This window comes from Cyanobium gracile UHCC 0139, from assembly GCF_034931325.1.
GTDB lineage: Bacteria > Cyanobacteriota > Cyanobacteriia > PCC-6307 > Cyanobiaceae > Cyanobium > Cyanobium gracile_B.
Map to the genome: position 1 here is coordinate 40,191 of NZ_JAYGHX010000012.1, position 14,370 is coordinate 54,560.

Annotated in this window: 18 protein-coding genes; 13 read left to right on the plus strand and 5 right to left on the minus strand. The window is 68.6% G+C overall.

Going from position 1 to position 14,370, the window contains the following annotated elements; genetic code table 11:
• The first annotated feature begins 13 nt into the window (after window positions 1-13).
• From VB738_RS14825 to VB738_RS14850, 6 genes are all read left to right on the plus strand, one after another.
• A complete protein-coding gene (locus tag VB738_RS14825; protein WP_323306480.1) occupies window positions 14-442 on the plus strand; it encodes a Hepatitis C virus core protein in 429 nt (142 codons plus the stop codon).
• A gap of 95 nt (window positions 443-537) precedes the next feature.
• Complete coding sequence (locus VB738_RS14830) at window positions 538-2,706, plus strand: glutamine synthetase III (RefSeq protein ID WP_323306481.1); 2,169 nt, start codon at window positions 538-540, stop codon at window positions 2,704-2,706.
• A 134-nt stretch (window positions 2,707-2,840) separates the two neighbouring features.
• Entirely contained in the window at window positions 2,841-3,107 is a 267-nt protein-coding gene (locus VB738_RS14835) for a DUF3136 domain-containing protein (protein WP_323306482.1), read from the plus strand.
• Window positions 3,108-3,216: 109 nt separating this feature from the next.
• On the plus strand, window positions 3,217-3,636 hold the full coding sequence (locus VB738_RS14840; protein WP_323306483.1) for a tellurite resistance TerB family protein: 420 nt from the start codon (window positions 3,217-3,219) through the stop codon (window positions 3,634-3,636).
• The gene (locus VB738_RS14845) at window positions 3,633-4,766 is read left to right on the plus strand and encodes an NAD(P)/FAD-dependent oxidoreductase (RefSeq protein WP_323306484.1); all 1,134 of its coding nucleotides are present in this window, start codon (window positions 3,633-3,635) and stop codon (window positions 4,764-4,766) included. The genes VB738_RS14840 and VB738_RS14845 overlap by 4 nt, the downstream gene beginning before the upstream one ends.
• 86 nt (window positions 4,767-4,852) lie before the next feature.
• Window positions 4,853-5,125, plus strand: coding sequence for a hypothetical protein (locus VB738_RS14850; RefSeq protein WP_323306485.1), 273 nt, complete (start codon window positions 4,853-4,855; stop codon window positions 5,123-5,125).
• 34 nt (window positions 5,126-5,159) lie between these two features.
• Here VB738_RS14850 and VB738_RS14855 read toward each other — a convergent pair whose 3' ends face one another.
• Genes VB738_RS14855 through VB738_RS14865 form a run of 3 tightly spaced genes read right to left on the minus strand, consistent with a single transcriptional unit; the run spans window position 5,160 to window position 7,408 of the window.
• Window positions 5,160-5,438, minus strand: a complete 279-nt coding sequence (locus tag VB738_RS14855; RefSeq protein ID WP_323306486.1) for a DUF427 domain-containing protein — start codon at window positions 5,436-5,438, stop codon at window positions 5,160-5,162.
• Window positions 5,439-5,497: 59 nt separating this feature from the next.
• The gene (locus tag VB738_RS14860) at window positions 5,498-6,100 is read right to left on the minus strand and encodes a DUF2808 domain-containing protein (RefSeq protein ID WP_323306487.1); all 603 of its coding nucleotides are present in this window, start codon (window positions 6,098-6,100) and stop codon (window positions 5,498-5,500) included.
• A 27-nt stretch (window positions 6,101-6,127) separates the two neighbouring features.
• Window positions 6,128-7,408 carry a glutathione S-transferase gene (locus VB738_RS14865; RefSeq protein WP_323306488.1) on the minus strand — a complete coding sequence of 427 codons (1,281 nt, stop codon included), beginning with the start codon at window positions 7,406-7,408 and terminating at the stop codon, window positions 6,128-6,130.
• 120 nt (window positions 7,409-7,528) lie between these two features.
• Here VB738_RS14865 and VB738_RS14870 point away from each other — a divergent pair, with 120 nt between their 5' ends.
• From VB738_RS14870 to VB738_RS14890, 5 genes are all read left to right on the plus strand, one after another.
• Window positions 7,529-8,047 carry a phycocyanin subunit beta gene (locus VB738_RS14870; protein ID WP_323306489.1) on the plus strand — a complete coding sequence of 173 codons (519 nt, stop codon included), beginning with the start codon at window positions 7,529-7,531 and terminating at the stop codon, window positions 8,045-8,047.
• 521 nt (window positions 8,048-8,568) lie between these two features.
• On the plus strand, window positions 8,569-8,958 hold the full coding sequence (locus VB738_RS14875; RefSeq protein WP_323306490.1) for a hypothetical protein: 390 nt from the start codon (window positions 8,569-8,571) through the stop codon (window positions 8,956-8,958).
• On the plus strand, window positions 8,943-9,224 hold the full coding sequence (locus VB738_RS14880; protein ID WP_323306491.1) for a hypothetical protein: 282 nt from the start codon (window positions 8,943-8,945) through the stop codon (window positions 9,222-9,224). Before VB738_RS14875 ends, VB738_RS14880 begins: the two co-directional genes overlap by 16 nt.
• A gap of 14 nt (window positions 9,225-9,238) precedes the next feature.
• Window positions 9,239-9,577: a P-II family nitrogen regulator gene (locus VB738_RS14885; RefSeq protein WP_323306492.1), complete on the plus strand. Its 339-nt coding sequence runs from the start codon at window positions 9,239-9,241 to the stop codon at window positions 9,575-9,577.
• A 140-nt stretch (window positions 9,578-9,717) separates the two neighbouring features.
• Entirely contained in the window at window positions 9,718-10,440 is a 723-nt protein-coding gene (locus VB738_RS14890) for an SDR family NAD(P)-dependent oxidoreductase (RefSeq protein ID WP_323306493.1), read from the plus strand.
• 6 nt (window positions 10,441-10,446) lie between these two features.
• Here VB738_RS14890 and hemN read toward each other — a convergent pair whose 3' ends face one another.
• On the minus strand, window positions 10,447-11,817 hold the full coding sequence (gene hemN / locus VB738_RS14895; protein WP_323306494.1) for an oxygen-independent coproporphyrinogen III oxidase: 1,371 nt from the start codon (window positions 11,815-11,817) through the stop codon (window positions 10,447-10,449).
• 49 nt (window positions 11,818-11,866) lie between these two features.
• Window positions 11,867-12,556 carry a biliverdin-producing heme oxygenase gene (locus tag VB738_RS14900; protein WP_323306495.1) on the minus strand — a complete coding sequence of 230 codons (690 nt, stop codon included), beginning with the start codon at window positions 12,554-12,556 and terminating at the stop codon, window positions 11,867-11,869.
• Window positions 12,557-12,704: 148 nt separating this feature from the next.
• Here VB738_RS14900 and VB738_RS14905 point away from each other — a divergent pair, with 148 nt between their 5' ends.
• Together VB738_RS14905 and VB738_RS14910 are read left to right on the plus strand one after the other, a co-directional pair.
• Window positions 12,705-13,130, plus strand: coding sequence for a hypothetical protein (locus VB738_RS14905; RefSeq protein ID WP_323306496.1), 426 nt, complete (start codon window positions 12,705-12,707; stop codon window positions 13,128-13,130).
• 309 nt (window positions 13,131-13,439) lie between these two features.
• On the plus strand, window positions 13,440-14,369 hold the full coding sequence (locus VB738_RS14910) for an L-lactate dehydrogenase (protein WP_323306521.1): 930 nt from the start codon (window positions 13,440-13,442) through the stop codon (window positions 14,367-14,369).
• The last annotated feature ends 1 nt before the right edge of the window (window position 14,370 follow it).

Here is a 14,370-nt window from a genome sequence, read left to right on the forward strand (position 1 = left end):
GAGAATCGCTCGAATGCAGACGCTCTCGCCGACCCCTGCCGCCCTCGCTGAGCTGCAGCCGCCCCGCGGCTATCGCGTGCTCGCCTGGCTCGGTCTGGCGGTCAACCTGCTGGCCCTGCCTCTGGGCCTGGCGGCGATCCTCTTCTCCAGCTTCTGGCGGACGGCCAATGTCGTCGTCTACACCAGTGCCGTGCTGCCGGCGGTGGCCCTGGGCGTGGTGGCCTGCGTCGCCCTGCTGAAGTGGCGCCTCTGGGGTCAGGTGCTGGCGATCGTGGCGCTGTCGCTGGATCTGGCGATCGAGATGGCCTACGGCATCGTGCGCCTGGCGCTGGTGGGTGAGGAACGGCTCCTGTTGGCGGTGGGCGCTCCCCTGGCCTGGGGCCTGACCCTGGCGGCCCTGGTGTTCTGGTGCCGTCCCGCGATCCGCTCCTACCTGCGCTGAGGACCACCGGGCAACCTGCCGTTCTGTATCAACGGCACCACCCATGGGGCAGGACACAAGGATTGGATACCCCCCAGCCGACCCATGCTGTTTCCATGCCCAGCCCCCAACGCTTCGCCGCCCTGCAGGAGATTCACAGTCGTCTTCCGGTGGTGACGCCTCCCATCGAGTCCCTCGATGACCTCTGGGCCAGCGACGTGTTCAGCCTGGCCAAGATGAAGGCAGCGCTGCCCAAGGACATCTTCAAGTCGGTGCAGCGCACCATCCGGGAGAGCGGCAAGCTCGACGTCTCGGTCGCCAACGTGGTGGCCCAGGCGATGAAGGAATGGGCCACCGGCCGCGGCGCCCTCTACTACGCCCACGTCTTTTACCCGCTCACCAACGCCACCGCTGAGAAGCACGACGGTTTCATCTCGGTGCAAGGCGATGGCTCGGTGATCACTGAGTTCACCGGCAAGGTGCTGGTCCAGGGCGAGCCCGACGGCTCCTCGTTCCCGAGCGGCGGCATCCGCACCACCTTTGAGGCCCGTGGCTACACCGCCTGGGATATCACCAGCCCGGCCTTCCTGATGGAGACCCCCAACGGTCTCACGCTCTGCATTCCCACCGTCTTCATCTCCTGGACCGGTGAGGCCCTTGACAAGAAGACCCCGCTGCTGCGTTCCAACGCCGCCATGAACAAGCAGGCCCAGCGCCTGCTGCGGCTGCTCGGTGAAACCGATGTGGCCCCGGTCAACTCCAGCTGCGGTGCCGAGCAGGAGTACTTCCTCATCGACAGCGCCTACGTGCCCCTGCGTCCCGACCTGCTGCTGGCCGGCCGCACCCTGTTCGGCAAACCCTCCGCCAAGGGCCAGCAGTTCGACGACCACTACTTCGGCGCCATCCCGCAGCGGGTTCAGGTGTTCATGCAGGACGTGGAACGCCAGATGTACAAGCTGGGCATCCCCGCCAAGACGCGCCACAACGAAGTCGCCCCCGGCCAGTTCGAGCTCGCCCCGTTCTTCGAGGCGGCCAACGTGGCCACCGACCACCAGCAGCTCACGATGACGATCCTCAAGAGCACGGCGCGGCGCCACGGCATGAACTGCCTGCTGCACGAGAAACCCTTCGAGGGCATCAACGGTTCCGGCAAGCACGTCAACTGGTCGGTGGGCAATGCCACCCAGGGCAACCTGCTGGATCCTGGCAACACTCCCCACGAGAACATGCAGTTCCTGCTGTTCTGCGGCGCCGTCATCCGCGGGGTGCACCTTTACGGTCCGCTGCTGCGGGCCGTCGTGGCCACGGCGGGCAACGACCACCGCCTTGGCGCCAACGAGGCCCCTCCGGCGATCATCTCGATGTACCTCGGCAGCCAGCTCGAGGATGTGTTCCGCCAGATCAAGGACGGCGACGTGACCGGCTCCACCCATGCCGGCGTCATGCAGCTGGGCGTCGACACCCTGCCCGAGTTCCCCAAGGATCCCGGCGATCGCAACCGCACCTCCCCCTTCGCCTTCACCGGCAACCGCTTCGAGTTCCGTGCCGTCGGCTCCAACCAGTCGGTGGCGGGGCCCCTGGTGGCCATGAACACGATCCTGGCCGACTCTCTCGCCTACATGAGCGACCAGCTGGAGCAGAAGATGGCCGCGGGCGAAAGCCTGCCCGGTGCCGCCTTCTCCGTGCTCAAGCAGATCATGACCGACCACGGCAACGTGGTGTTCGGCGGTGACGGCTACTCCAGCGAATGGCACAGGATGGCCGTGGAGGAGCGGGGCCTGGAGAACCTGCCCACCACCGCCGATTCCCTGCCGGTTCTGCAACGGCCTGAAATCCGCGACCTCTTTGCCAGTCAGGGCGTTCTCAGCCCCCTGGAGCTGGAAAGCCGCTTCGAGGTCTACGCCGAGCAGTACGTGCTGGCCATCGACGTGGAGGCCAAGCTGGCCGTGCAGATCGCCCAGACCCAGATCTACCCGGCCGCCATGCGCTACCTGGGTGAGCTGGCCAGTTCCCTGCAACTGCAGACGGCGATGGGCCTCCAGGTGTCGCCGGAAACCCAGCAAAAGGTCGCGTCCCTGAGCGCCAAATCGATGGAACTCAGCAATGCGCTGGAAAGTGCCATCAGCCAGGCCCCCCACGGCACCATGGCCCACATGCGCTATTCGGCCGACACCCTGATGCCCCTGATGCACCAGCTGCGGGAAGCGGTCGATGGCCTCGAGGCGGTGGTTGACGACAACCTCTGGCCCCTGCCCTCCTATCAGGAGATGTTGTTCATTCGCTGAGCCTCCCCGGCGCTGCAAGGAAAGGGTCCTTCGGGGCCCTTTTTTTTGCCCCTCAGGGGGGAGGACCTCACGTTCTGCACGCTTGGTTCCCTTCGGCACAGTCGAGCCGTGAGGGGAGGTGCTGGAGTCGTTGGATGCGTCCTCCATCCGACCCGCTCCCCACCGCCGACGGATCCCCCGAACTCCGGGATCTTGAGGATCGCTACGGCTCCTACTGCAGGGCCATGCGGATGCTGGTGCGGGAAGGGAAGAGCCTCAAGACTGTGCAGCGGACCGTGTGCTGGCAGCAGCTGGCCCGCCTGCACGACAGTCGCCCGGCCCGCTATCAGGAACCCGATGCCCTCTACCTGAAGCTGTGCCGGGAAGGCGGCAGCGGCGGGGCTGCGACGGCCAGGCGCTGAGGCCCAAAGGGCCCCACCGGGGACTCTTTCGTGGATTCGGTCACATCGGCCACTGACAGGCACCCCTGGAGAGAACGATGACGGGTGTTCCTTGCTTTTGACGCGATCCATGGACGCACCTACGGCCTTCGCCGCGGTCGCACTCGCCGCCGTCTCCTGGGATGGCGCTCTCACCATGGCGGGCACACGGGCCCTGCGCCACGCCCTTGATTACCGCGCCCCGTTCAAGGGTCGCAGTGACAAGGAGATGATCACCCTGATGGACACCCTGCTTCAGGGCCTGCGGGCCAAGGGGTCGATCGGGCTGATGGAGGAAGCGGCCTCGGTGCTCGATGACCGCCAGCGCCACACGGCCTACGCGGTCGCGGCGGAGATCATGCGCTCTGACGGCCCTCTGAAGGACCAGGAGCAGAAGATCCTCACCGACCTGGCCACCACCCTGCGCCTGGATCCGGAGGAAACCAGCAAGGTGCTGGAGGTGATGGATGTCCTCCATGCCAGCATCCTGGAGCCTGCCGTGAGCGCATGAGTTCCGCCCCCGCCGGCCTTCGCATCGCCGTGGTGGGGGCCGGCAGCTCCGGCCTGCTGCTCTCGGTGATCCTGCAGCGCCAGGGCCACAGGGTCACCCTGTTCGAACGCTCACCGCGGCTGCGCAGCGACGGTTGCGGGATTCTGCTGGTGAAGAGCGGCGTCGAGGCGGTGGCCGCGGCCGCCATCCCCGGTCTGCTCGACGATCTGCTGGCCGGCGGCCATCCGGTGCAGCGGTTCGTCTTCCGCAACCTGAGGGGTGATCTGATCGAAGCCAGCCCGGCCGATCGGCAGGCCGGCGAACTGCCGTCGCTGCTGATTCACCGCCGCGCCATCCTGGACGCCCTCTGGCGCCATTTCGATCCCGCTGGCTTCCAGGGCGGTCGCTCCCTCGTCAGCTGGAGTCAGAGCGACGCAGGCGTCGAGGCGAAATTCGCCGAAGGCCCCCCATGGACAGGCGATCTGCTGATCGGGGCCGACGGAATCTTCTCCAAGGTGGCCGCCTTGCTCCGCCCCGACCGGCGCTTGCAGTACCTCGGCGATCGGGTCTGGCGTGGGGTCGTGACGGACGAGACCTTCTGCGCGGGCGGGGATTTCTTCGTCTACGCCCGCGGCCGGGGCATCTACGCCAACTTCTTCGATCTGGGCCCCGATGGGGAAGGCCAAGGGCGCACCCACTGGGGCTTCTTCCAGGAGGAGGAGCTCCCCGACGACCGGCAGACCCGGCAGAGGCTGCTGGAGGAGGGGGTGCCCGCCGCCGCCCTGGCCAAGCTTCCCGCCGATGCGGCCGCGGTGATCGCCGCCACGGCCCCGGAGGGGGTGGTGGCGAACTGGTCGTTCGACATCGATCCCCTTCCCGCCCTCGTCGCCGGACGGGTGGGCCTGATCGGCGACGCCGCCCACGCCATGAGCTCCTCCCAGGCCCGGGGGATGACGGCGGGGCTGGAGGATGCGGTGGCCCTGGCGGCACGGCTGGCGCCCGGTGCCGCCGCCACCCCGCAACTGGCGCTCCAGTCCTACCAGGAGGAGCGGCTTCCGGTGGTCCACCGCTACCAGGAGCGCAGCCGCCAGGTCAGCCATCGGACGGGTAGGAAGCGTCCGCCGACCCGCGATACCGCCGGAACCCGGTAGCGGAGCAACACCGAAAGATGTTGTGAAGGTGACAGTTCGGATCTGGCACAGGGGTCAGAATGCCAATCCTGTATACGAGGCAAGACGTGGCGATCTCCTTACCTCAGTCCTCCCGCTCCCGCAGCACCGCCCAGACGCGCAGCAACGTCCAGACGTGCCGCAGCTATCGGCTGGTGGATCAACAGGGTGATCCCCATCCCATCCTCGACGACCTCTACGACTCCCTCGATGCCGCCTGGAGCGAAGCGCTCAACTGGTGGCAGGAGGAGTTTGGCCCCGTGCAGGGTCCCGTCGGCATCGGCGTGGAGGTGAGCACCCTCAGCGGTGAGTGGCGCACACTCCGATATCCGGGCAGCTGAATCCTCTGGCAGGGCCCTGGCAGCGAACGTGGCCTCAGGCCACCGTCACCCCTTTCCAGAACGCCACCCGACCCCGGATGTTGCTGGCCGCTTCCTTCGGCTCCGGGTAGTACCAGACGGCATTGGCATTCTCCTTGCCGTCGATGATCAGGTCGTAATAATGGGCTTCGCCCTTCCACCCGCAGAAGGAGCGGTGGCTGGAGGGGCGGATGCAGGCTGGATCGAGGGCATCGGCCGGGAAGTAGGCATTGCCTTCCACCGTCACGATGTCGTCACTGCTGGCGATCACCTTTCCGTTCCAACTGGCCTTCATCGTTGGCATCCTGTGGGGATTCCATCTTGGCGCCTGCCCAACGGCGTCGGCCGATCCCCTCACCACTCATTGGGCTGATAGATCCGCAGGGTCCCCACCCCCACCGGGCTGGCCACCGGCTCGGGGCCGGCCGGGATCGCCGTCACCTGGAACAGGTACGTATCCGCCTGGACGGGGTTGAACCAGGGCCGCAGCGACACCGTCACGGTCGCGCCGGGCGGCACGGGCTCGGGGAAACTGAGGCTGAAGCGCCGGGCGGCAGGATCGAACTCCGCCTGCACCGGGATGCGGCGTCCCTCGCGGCGGGGCACACCGAGAAAGGCGCGGGTGCGCTCGACGGCAAACGGGAACTGCCAGTCGGCACCACGGGTCTGCTGGATGGTCATGCCGCCGAGGGAGGCCCCCGCCCGTTCATCAAGGCTGACGGTGAAGAAGTACTCCGCCGGCGACTGGCCCACGTTGGTGGTGTAGCTGGTGAGGGTCACCTTCCACGGGGCCCTGACGAACTGGGTGCGGCCTCCAAGCTCCAGGGCCTGAGCGGCGGGTGCGGCGGCCGCCAGGGCCAGGCACAGCCCCGCCAGCGGCGGCACCATGCCGCCAAGGCCCCGACGGAAGCCCTGGAGGAGGCCCCCCAGGGGCGCCTGACCCGAAACGCCTGCCATGGCCTCCACCCGCATCGACCTTCAACGCTAGGGGCCGCCGCCGACGGGGCGGTTCACGGCGGCCAGGAAGGGGGAGGGATCCTGGTCGCGGCGATGCTGCAGCGGGATCGGCTCCCCCTCCGCCAAAGGATCGGCCGGATCGAGGCGGGCAGTGGCCTCCAGGGCGCGCCGCAGCAAGCGGGCGGCGTGCAGCGGCATGTCCCGGGGCACGCTGACGCGATCCCGCAGGTAGCGCAGGCCACGGGCCGAACCGGGGGGAGGCGGACAGTCCTGGCCCGTGATCAGCCGGGTGAGGGCACAGCGCAACGGCCGCTCGAACCCCTCGGCTCCAAGGGGATTGCGCGCCAGGAGGGGCCGCCGGTGCTGGAGCACCCGGGCCAGGGCCACGGAGGCCGCGTCGGCCGGCTCGCACTGGCTGGTTTCAGGGTCGGACCCGGGTGGCGCGACGATCGGCCAGGGCCCGGCATCGATCCGCTCGGCCAGATCCCGCTGCTCGCCGCTGCCGCTGGCATGACAGCCACCCATCTGGGGAGGCAGGTCATGGGCGTGGGTGTGGAAATCGCTCTGGGTGCCGAGGTAGGTGGAGCGCGCCTCAAGGGCCCGGAACCAGCGATCGATGGCGGGATGGTGCTCCCGCAGCAGGTAGCCCTTGTAGTAAGCCAGGCTGGCGTTCATGCGCTCGAGGTAGGGCACGAAGATCAGATCCACCGTGCCCAGGTCCTTGAGCAGAAACGGTCCAGGTTCTGCCTCGAGAGCGGCCGCGAACCGTGCGGCCCAACGGTCGAAGCCCTCCCGTCCCCTGGCCTCCTCGGCGGCCCCCCGGGCCGGGACGCAGAGCCACTGGCACCAGGCGCGGAACAGCTGACGCTCCAGCTGGCGCAGTGGCAGGGCCCGGGACGACTGCATCGCCTCCCCCAGGGGGCCGAAGCTCTGCTCGAGGGCCTCGAGGATGCGGTCGCTTTCGGTGATCAGGCGACCATCGAGCTCAAGGGCCGGCAACATGCCGCTGGGCACCCGCTGGGTGTACCACGGCTCCTTGCGCCCGTAGCAGAACATCGTCACCTTGCAGGTCCGGTGGGGAACCTGCTTCTCCTCCAGCCACAGCCAGACCTTCTGGCAGTAGGGGCACCAGGCGTGGTGGTCGCGGTACAGCGTGACCCGGACCTCGGCCTCCGGGCGGCCGAAGAGCCGCAGCAGGGCCTGGGAGCTGGTGGGACCATCCGTTCGATCGCTCGGCACTGGCGCTGCCGCCAGGGCCAGCGCACCCCAGTCCATCGGCTCGGGAGGCATGCGTGCGGGGCCGGCCATGCAGGCGCGAAGGGGCCAACCACCCTAGTCAAGCTGCCAGGTGGGCGTCCTCAGGAGTGCTCGCACAACCCCGGCCGGCGAATCTAAAGTTCCAATCTCCCTCGATTCCGAGCAATTCCCATGTTCGACGCCTTCACCAAGCTCGTCGCCCAAGCCGACGCCCGCGGCGAATTCCTCAGCCCCGGCCAGATCGACGCCCTGGGAGCCATGGTGGCCGAGAGCAACAAGCGGATGGACACGGTCAACCGCATCACCTCCAACGCATCCAAGATCGTCACCAACGCCGCCCGCGACCTGTTCGACCAACAGCCGGCCCTGATCGCCCCCGGCGGCAACGCCTACACCCACCGCCGCATGGCCGCCTGCCTGCGCGACATGGAGATCGTCCTGCGTTACATCACCTACGCGATCTTCACCGGCGACGCCTCCGTGCTCGAGGACCGCTGCCTCAACGGCCTCCGCGAGACCTACCTGGCCCTCGGCGTGCCCGGCGCCTCCGTGGCCGAAGGCATCCGCAAGATGAAGGAGGCCGCCATCGCCATCGCCAATGATCGCAACGGCATCACCCCCGGTGACTGCTCCGCCCTGATGTCCGAGGTGGGCACCTACTTCGATCGTGCCGCCGCCGCCGTCGCCTGAGCCGAGCCCCGAGGCCGCGACAACGATCACGCCGGGGCCCAGCCCCGGCTTTTTTGTGACCGTTCGCTGGCCGGAGGTCCTGTTTGTGCGTTTCGCTACACAGCCTTCCTTCCCCTGCACTGATGGTGAAATCCGCCTCGTCCCAGGTGTCCCTCCCACCGATGCATGGATCACTGATGCATGGATCACTGATGGATGGGTCACCGATGGATGCACCGTCGTCGTTCGCTCGGGCGACTTTCGGTCGCCTCTGCAATCGCACTCTGGATGGGCTGCAGGATCAACGGCCCAGGGGAATCGCATTCCAGGAATGTGCGGAACAGCCGCATGATGCGTTTCTTCCTGCCGGGGCTCACCGCCGTTCCCTGGGTGATACCGGGGTACAGCCTGGCCTTCGACGTCGGCCTCGGCTGCCCCCTCTTCGGCGGCCTGGGCTGGATGGTCCTGCAGGGGATTGGCGGCGCACTGGGCAACCGCCCCTCTCCGCCGGCTTCCCGATCAGCGCCACGTCCCTCGCCCTGGTGGAGGGCATCCGTTTCTCCGGCGGCACGGTGGTTCCCATCGGTTCCGCCACGGCGGCGGTCATGGCCGCCGCCATCCTCGGCCAAGTCACCTGCTGGCCCGACCGCAAACGTCCGCCCCGCGCCGTCCCCTTCATCCTGCTGGTGGCCGCCCCCCTCTGGTTCGGTTTGAACGGGGCCAGCATGGTCGCCTCCAGGGCGGAGGGGCACGCCTTCCTCAACCCCACCGCCGCCGCAGGCTTCGTCGACATGGAACATTCGATCCTGATCGGCATCCTCACGGCGGCCGCCTGCCTGCTTGTGGTCACCATCAAGTCGGCCATTCGGTTTGACGACTGCTCGACACCTTCCTGCGCCACGGCGTCGGAGGGAGCATGGGTGCCGTGCTGACGGGGATGCTCGCTTCCAAGTCCCTTGTGCCGGGGGATTCCTTCCCCTTGTCGGCCAAGATCCTTGAGGAATCAGGAAACTTCGGCCCGCTCATCGCCCAGTTCAAAGCCGTTATCCTCACCTATGGATTTGTCGGGCTGGGTACGGCTATTATTCTCTGGATTCTCGGTGTCCTGATGCCCCTTCGTGTCAGCATCGAAGAGGAAGAGCGCGGTCTCGACTTCGTGGCTCACGGGGAAGAGGCGTACCATCCAATGACCAACTGACGACCAAACCTTCCATGAAAATGATCACGGCCATGGTCCGCCCCTCCAAGGTGGATGCCATCAAGACAGCACTCGTCGCCCTTGACATCATCGGCATGACGGTGACCGATTCCCGTGGATTCGGTCGCCAGAAGGGCCAGGTCGAGCGCTACAGGGGAACGGAGTTCACCGTCGAGTTCCTTCCCAAGGCAAGGATCGAGATCGTCGTCCCCACAGCCAAGGTGGACGCGGCGATCGCCGCCATCACCGAAGCTGCCCACACCGGTGAAATCGGCGATGGCAAGCTCTTCGTCACCCCGGTGGAATCGGTGATCCGGATCCGCACCGGCGAATCCGGCGAATCCACCCTCTGAGAAGCTGCCGCCGACAACGGTGAGTCCCCCCGGAGCTGGCCGACAAGGTCAGCTCCTTTTTGTGATCTCCTGACGGGTCCAAAAGGCCCCTCCCTGGCCATCCGCCAGGATTTCGGCACCCGCCGCCGCCGTCGCCGGCCATGGAGAAACCCCGCACCCTGCTGATCAGCGGCGCCAGCCGTGGCATCGGCCGAGCGATCGCGGAACGGGCCCTGGCCGAGGGCCATCGGCTCAGCCTTGGCCTGCGGGATCCCGCCGCCCTGGCGGAAGGCCCGCTTCGGGAGACCGCCCGCCAGGGGACCGACAGGGTGCTCCTGCATCCCTACGAGGCGCGCGACCCCGCCCAGGCCACGGCCTGGGTGGAGGCGACCCTGGCCCGGTACGGCGCGATCGATGGGCTGATCCACTGCGCCGGGCTCTTCTCCCGGGTGGGCCTGCTGTTCCCGCCCGGCGGCGAAGGGGAGATCGAGGACCTGTGGCGCGTGAATCTGATGGGTCCCTGGTGGCTCACCCGGGCCGCCTGGCCAGCGCTGGTGGCCAGCGGCGACGGCCGGGTGATCACCCTGGTGTCGATGAGCGGCCAGCGGGTGAAGGGTTCCCTGACGGCCTATCCCTGCAGCAAGTTCGCCCTGATGGCCCTGTGCCAGTCGATGCGCAACGAGGGTTGGGACGCCGGCATCCGGGTGACGGCGATCTGCCCGGGCTGGGTCAACACCGCCATGGCCTCCCAGGTGACGGCCCTGCCGGCCGAGGCCATGACGCAGCCCGAAGATCTGGCCGCCCTGACCGCTCAGCTGCTGCGGCTGCCCGCCAGCGCCGTTCCCTTCGAACTGAAGATCAACTGCGTGCTGGAACCCTGCTGAGGCCGCTCAGATCAGCCGCGAGCCGGAGGCCGCCTGGCGCTGGGAGGGATCGAACACCGCCGCCACGGTGCGGATCAGCCAGCGGCCCGATGCGGTCACCTCCACCAGGCCCTGGCCACCGGCCTGGCTGAGCCGCACCAGGCCGTCTTCGGCCAGGTCCTCGAGGGCGGCCCACTCGGCGGCATAACGCTCCGGATTGATCACCACCCGGAACTGGCACATCACCTCCCGGATCAGCTCCCGCCGCTCCAGCACCTCCGGATCGCTGACCACCAGCCCCCGCTCCACCGGCAGCTGGCCGGCGGCGAGGCTGGCGGCGTAGGCCTTGAGATCCCGCTGGTTCTGGCTGAACAGGCCGGGGAACTGGCTGATCGCCGTGGGGCCCACCCCAAGCAGCTCCAGTTCCCCGCCGGTGGTGTATCCCTGAAAATTGCGGTGCAGGCGCCCCTCCCTGGCCGCCACGGCCAGGCTGTCGCCGGAGAGGGCGTAGTGATCCATGCCGATGGCGTCGTAGCCGCACCCGCCCAGGCGGGCGGCGGCACTGTCGAGCATCTGCAGCCGCTGAAGTTGGCTGGGCAGATCCGTCGCCGCGATCTTGCGCTGCAGGGGCAGTTGCTCGGGCAGGTAAGCGAAGGAGAACAGGGACACCCGATCGGGGCGCAGGTCCTGCACCAGGGCCAGGGTGGCGTCGAACCGCTCCGGGGTCTGGAGCGGCAGACCGCAGATCAGATCCACGTTGACGCTGGCGAAGCCCGCCTCCCGCATCCAGGCCATGGCCCGGCGCAGCTGGTCGACCGGCACCACCCGGTTCACCGCCTGCTGCACCAGGGGGTCGGCATCCTGGATGCCGAAGCTGATCCGGGAGAAGCCCAGGCGGCGCAGCTCCATCACATCCTGGCGGCTGAGGGCTTCCGGATTCACCTCGATCGAGGCCTCCAGATCGCTCGCCAGATCGAAGTGGCGCTCGATCAGACCCCAGAGGCGCTCGCGCTCGGGGATCGTCAGATAGTTGGGGGTGCCCCCGCCCCAGTGCAGCTGGGCGAGGCGACGCCGCTGGGCGGAGAGGCGGGTGATCAGCTCCAGCTCCGCGGAGAGGGCCTCCAGGTAGGGCTCCACCACCTTCGAGCCGGCGCCGGTGGTGATGCGGTTGCAGCCGCAGAACCAGCAGGCGTTGCGACAGAAGGGCACATGCACGTACAACGACAGCGGCGCGTCGGTGGGGCGGGCCAGCTGGGCCTCCAGATCGGCCGAGCTGACGCCCCCGTGGAACGCCGCGGCCGTGGGGTAGCTCGTGTAGCGGGGGACGGGCCGGTCGTGCTTGAGCAGCAGATCGATCGGGGTGCTGGGGCGAGGAGCAATGGTGGCCGCAGGTGTCATGGGGAGGGGGGTTGGGGGCTGAAGGGGCCGATGGGATGGGGAGAGGTGGTCAGGCGGCGAGGGTCCCCAGCTCCGCCAGCAACCGCTGGGTGTCCTGGAAGGCGATCACCGATTCCTCCAGCAGCTCCAGCTCCTCGTCTTCGCTGAGGTCCATCCGTTCGATGGCGTCATGGAGCTCCTGCTTCAGCTCGGGGATGGGGCGCTGGAACTCCCAGAACTGCACGGGCGGCAGGCCCTGGCTGGCGAGGATGGCCTTGGCCTGCTCGGCCAGTTGCTGGCCCCCGGAGAGATCGCCGCCGTAGCGCACGTAGACGTGGGCCATGAACCGGTGCGGGGCCTGCTGGGCCAGGCGCTGCAGATGCTCCAACCAGATCGCGGCCGCCGCGGAAGCGGGCGTGGCCGGGACAACGGCCAGCCTGGCGATGTCCTGGTCGAGGGCCTGGCTGCGGGCCAGGTCGGCCCAGGGGAAACCCTCGGCTCCCAGGGCGGCGGCGAGCAGGGGACCCCGGGCCTCGATCAGGGCGTAGGCGGGGGCAAGGGCACGGATCAGGGCCGCCAGCTGGAGGGGTTGGGCCTGCCCCGCCAGCAGCGACCGTGAAAAGGCCATGCCCTCGGCCTGGTGGTGGGCAGCACCGATGCGGCCATGGAGCCGACGCACCCGGGGGCCGAACCCCTTGCGGGCGAGGACATCGGCGGGCCTGGCGTGGTCGGAGATGGCGGCAGGGATGGCGGTGGTCATGGGGGACGGAACCGAAGGAGAACGGGCCCGGAGGGGCGCTGATGCCTACGGTATAACGGTACTGTTGTTCCATGCTTCTGTGGCAACAAATTCGTTGCATCCGCCGCCTTCGCTCCCCGCCCCCGTCCCCTCCACGCCCCCCTCCGCCATGTCCACCACCACCCAGAACCCGACCACCGCGCCCCTGCGCTCCCTCTCCTTTCTGGTGGCCCCCCTGGGCCAGCTCAGCGGGGACGGCCAGCTGCGGGAACTGATCGAGGAACGCCGCCAGCGCAAGGGCGCGGACGTGGAGCTCTGGTATCTGGGACCGGAGCTGGTGGAGGAGCTGCGCCTGGCCCAGGCCTTCCGCAATCCCCCTGCGAAAGACCAGGACCAGGCACGTCCACAGGAGACCATCGAAGCGATCGTGGCTGGGGACGCAGCGGTGATCACCTGGCTGGAGCTGCGCTTCGGCGGTTGCACCGGCAGCCTGGCCCTGCAGGCTGGCTGGCTGCAGGAGCGTGCCGGGGCGCTGCCGCCCCGGACCCCGGTCGCCGACACCGCCACCAGCACCGCCCGCTGCGCCCACACCTAGGGATTCCGGAGCCGGTGGCCTCCGGCTGCTGGCCGCGGGGAACACCCCCTGCGGTGGTCCCGGGGCCGTGACAGCGACGCCCAGCGGTGTTTGTGTTGGGCTGACGGCCCGATCCCCCGGGCGGAGGCGCAGTGAAACCGACCCCAACGAACCCACCGGCAATGACCCTTTCGAGCCATCCCCTGGCTCCTGCCGCCGGTGCCTGATCTCACCCCGGCCGTCGGCGGCACCTCCGCCGCCCCCTTCTGCAACCTGCTGCTGCCCACCGGCGCCCAGGCGCGGGGGCGCACCCTTCCCGGCCGCAAGGTCGTGATCGTGGGCTGCGGCGCCGTGGGCATGGCCTGCGCCGTCTCGATCCTGCATCGGGGCTGCCAGGAGGAGCTGGTGCTGGTGGATGTGGCCCACGACCGGCTGGAGGGGGAGGTGATGGACCTCTGCCATGGCCTGCCCTTCCTGCCCCGCACCGACCTGCGGGCCGGGAGCGTGGAGGAGGAGGGACGGGATGCGGATCTGGTGGTGATCACCGCCGGTGTGGCCCAGCGGCCGGGCCAGTCACGGCGGGAACTGATCGAGCGCAATGCGGACCTGTTCCGCAGGCTCGTGCCGCCGATCGCCCTCCACTGCCCCCGGGCGGTGTTGCTGGTGGTGAGCAACCCGGTGGATGTGCTCACCCACATCGCCGGCCAGCTGAGCGGCTTCCCCGCCCACCGGGTGATCGGCTCGGGCACCGTGCTCGATTCGGCCCGCTTCCGCATGGCCATCAGTCGCCGGCTGGGGATCGATCCCCACGACGTCCAGGCCTGGGTGATCGGCGAACACGGTGATTCCGAGGTGCCGGTCTGGAGCCGGGTGGTGGTGGCTGGCTCCGGGCTCGTGGATGGCGGCTGGGAAGGCAGCCGCACCCTGGCGGATCCGGAGCTTCAGGAGCTGTTCCATGACGAGGTGCGCCAGGCGGCCTATGAGATCATCCGGCTCAAGGGCAGCACCTCCTGGGCGATCGGGCTGGCCACCGCCGAGATCGTCGAGGCGGTGCTGCGCAGCAAGGACCAGATGCTCACGGTGAGCAGCCGCAGCCACGGCCACTACGGCCTGCCCGATGTCTGCCTGAGCCTGCCCACGATCGTCAACGACAGCGGCGCCGCCGCCCTGGTGCAGATGGCCCTGACGGAGAAGGAAATGGGCCAACTGCGCCAGAGCGCCGAACTGCTGCGGGGCATGCTCGATGAGGCTGGGTTCTGAC

Coding starts and splice junctions, on each gene's coding strand:
- VB738_RS14825 (WP_323306480.1), top strand. CDS start 14: ATGCAGACGCTCTCGCCGACCCCTGCCGCCCTCGCTGAGCTGCAGCCG.
- VB738_RS14830 (WP_323306481.1), top strand. CDS start 538: ATGCCCAGCCCCCAACGCTTCGCCGCCCTGCAGGAGATTCACAGTCGT.
- VB738_RS14835 (WP_323306482.1), top strand. CDS start 2,841: ATGCGTCCTCCATCCGACCCGCTCCCCACCGCCGACGGATCCCCCGAA.
- VB738_RS14840 (WP_323306483.1), top strand. CDS start 3,217: ATGGACGCACCTACGGCCTTCGCCGCGGTCGCACTCGCCGCCGTCTCC.
- VB738_RS14845 (WP_323306484.1), top strand. CDS start 3,633: ATGAGTTCCGCCCCCGCCGGCCTTCGCATCGCCGTGGTGGGGGCCGGC.
- VB738_RS14855 (WP_323306486.1), bottom strand. CDS start 5,438: ATGAAGGCCAGTTGGAACGGAAAGGTGATCGCCAGCAGTGACGACATC.
- VB738_RS14860 (WP_323306487.1), bottom strand. CDS start 6,100: ATGGCAGGCGTTTCGGGTCAGGCGCCCCTGGGGGGCCTCCTCCAGGGC.
- VB738_RS14865 (WP_323306488.1), bottom strand. CDS start 7,408: ATGGCCGGCCCCGCACGCATGCCTCCCGAGCCGATGGACTGGGGTGCG.
- VB738_RS14870 (WP_323306489.1), top strand. CDS start 7,529: ATGTTCGACGCCTTCACCAAGCTCGTCGCCCAAGCCGACGCCCGCGGC.
- VB738_RS14880 (WP_323306491.1), top strand. CDS start 8,943: ATGGGTGCCGTGCTGACGGGGATGCTCGCTTCCAAGTCCCTTGTGCCG.
- VB738_RS14885 (WP_323306492.1), top strand. CDS start 9,239: ATGAAAATGATCACGGCCATGGTCCGCCCCTCCAAGGTGGATGCCATC.
- VB738_RS14890 (WP_323306493.1), top strand. CDS start 9,718: ATGGAGAAACCCCGCACCCTGCTGATCAGCGGCGCCAGCCGTGGCATC.
- hemN (WP_323306494.1), bottom strand. CDS start 11,817: ATGACACCTGCGGCCACCATTGCTCCTCGCCCCAGCACCCCGATCGAT.
- VB738_RS14900 (WP_323306495.1), bottom strand. CDS start 12,556: ATGACCACCGCCATCCCTGCCGCCATCTCCGACCACGCCAGGCCCGCC.
- VB738_RS14905 (WP_323306496.1), top strand. CDS start 12,705: ATGTCCACCACCACCCAGAACCCGACCACCGCGCCCCTGCGCTCCCTC.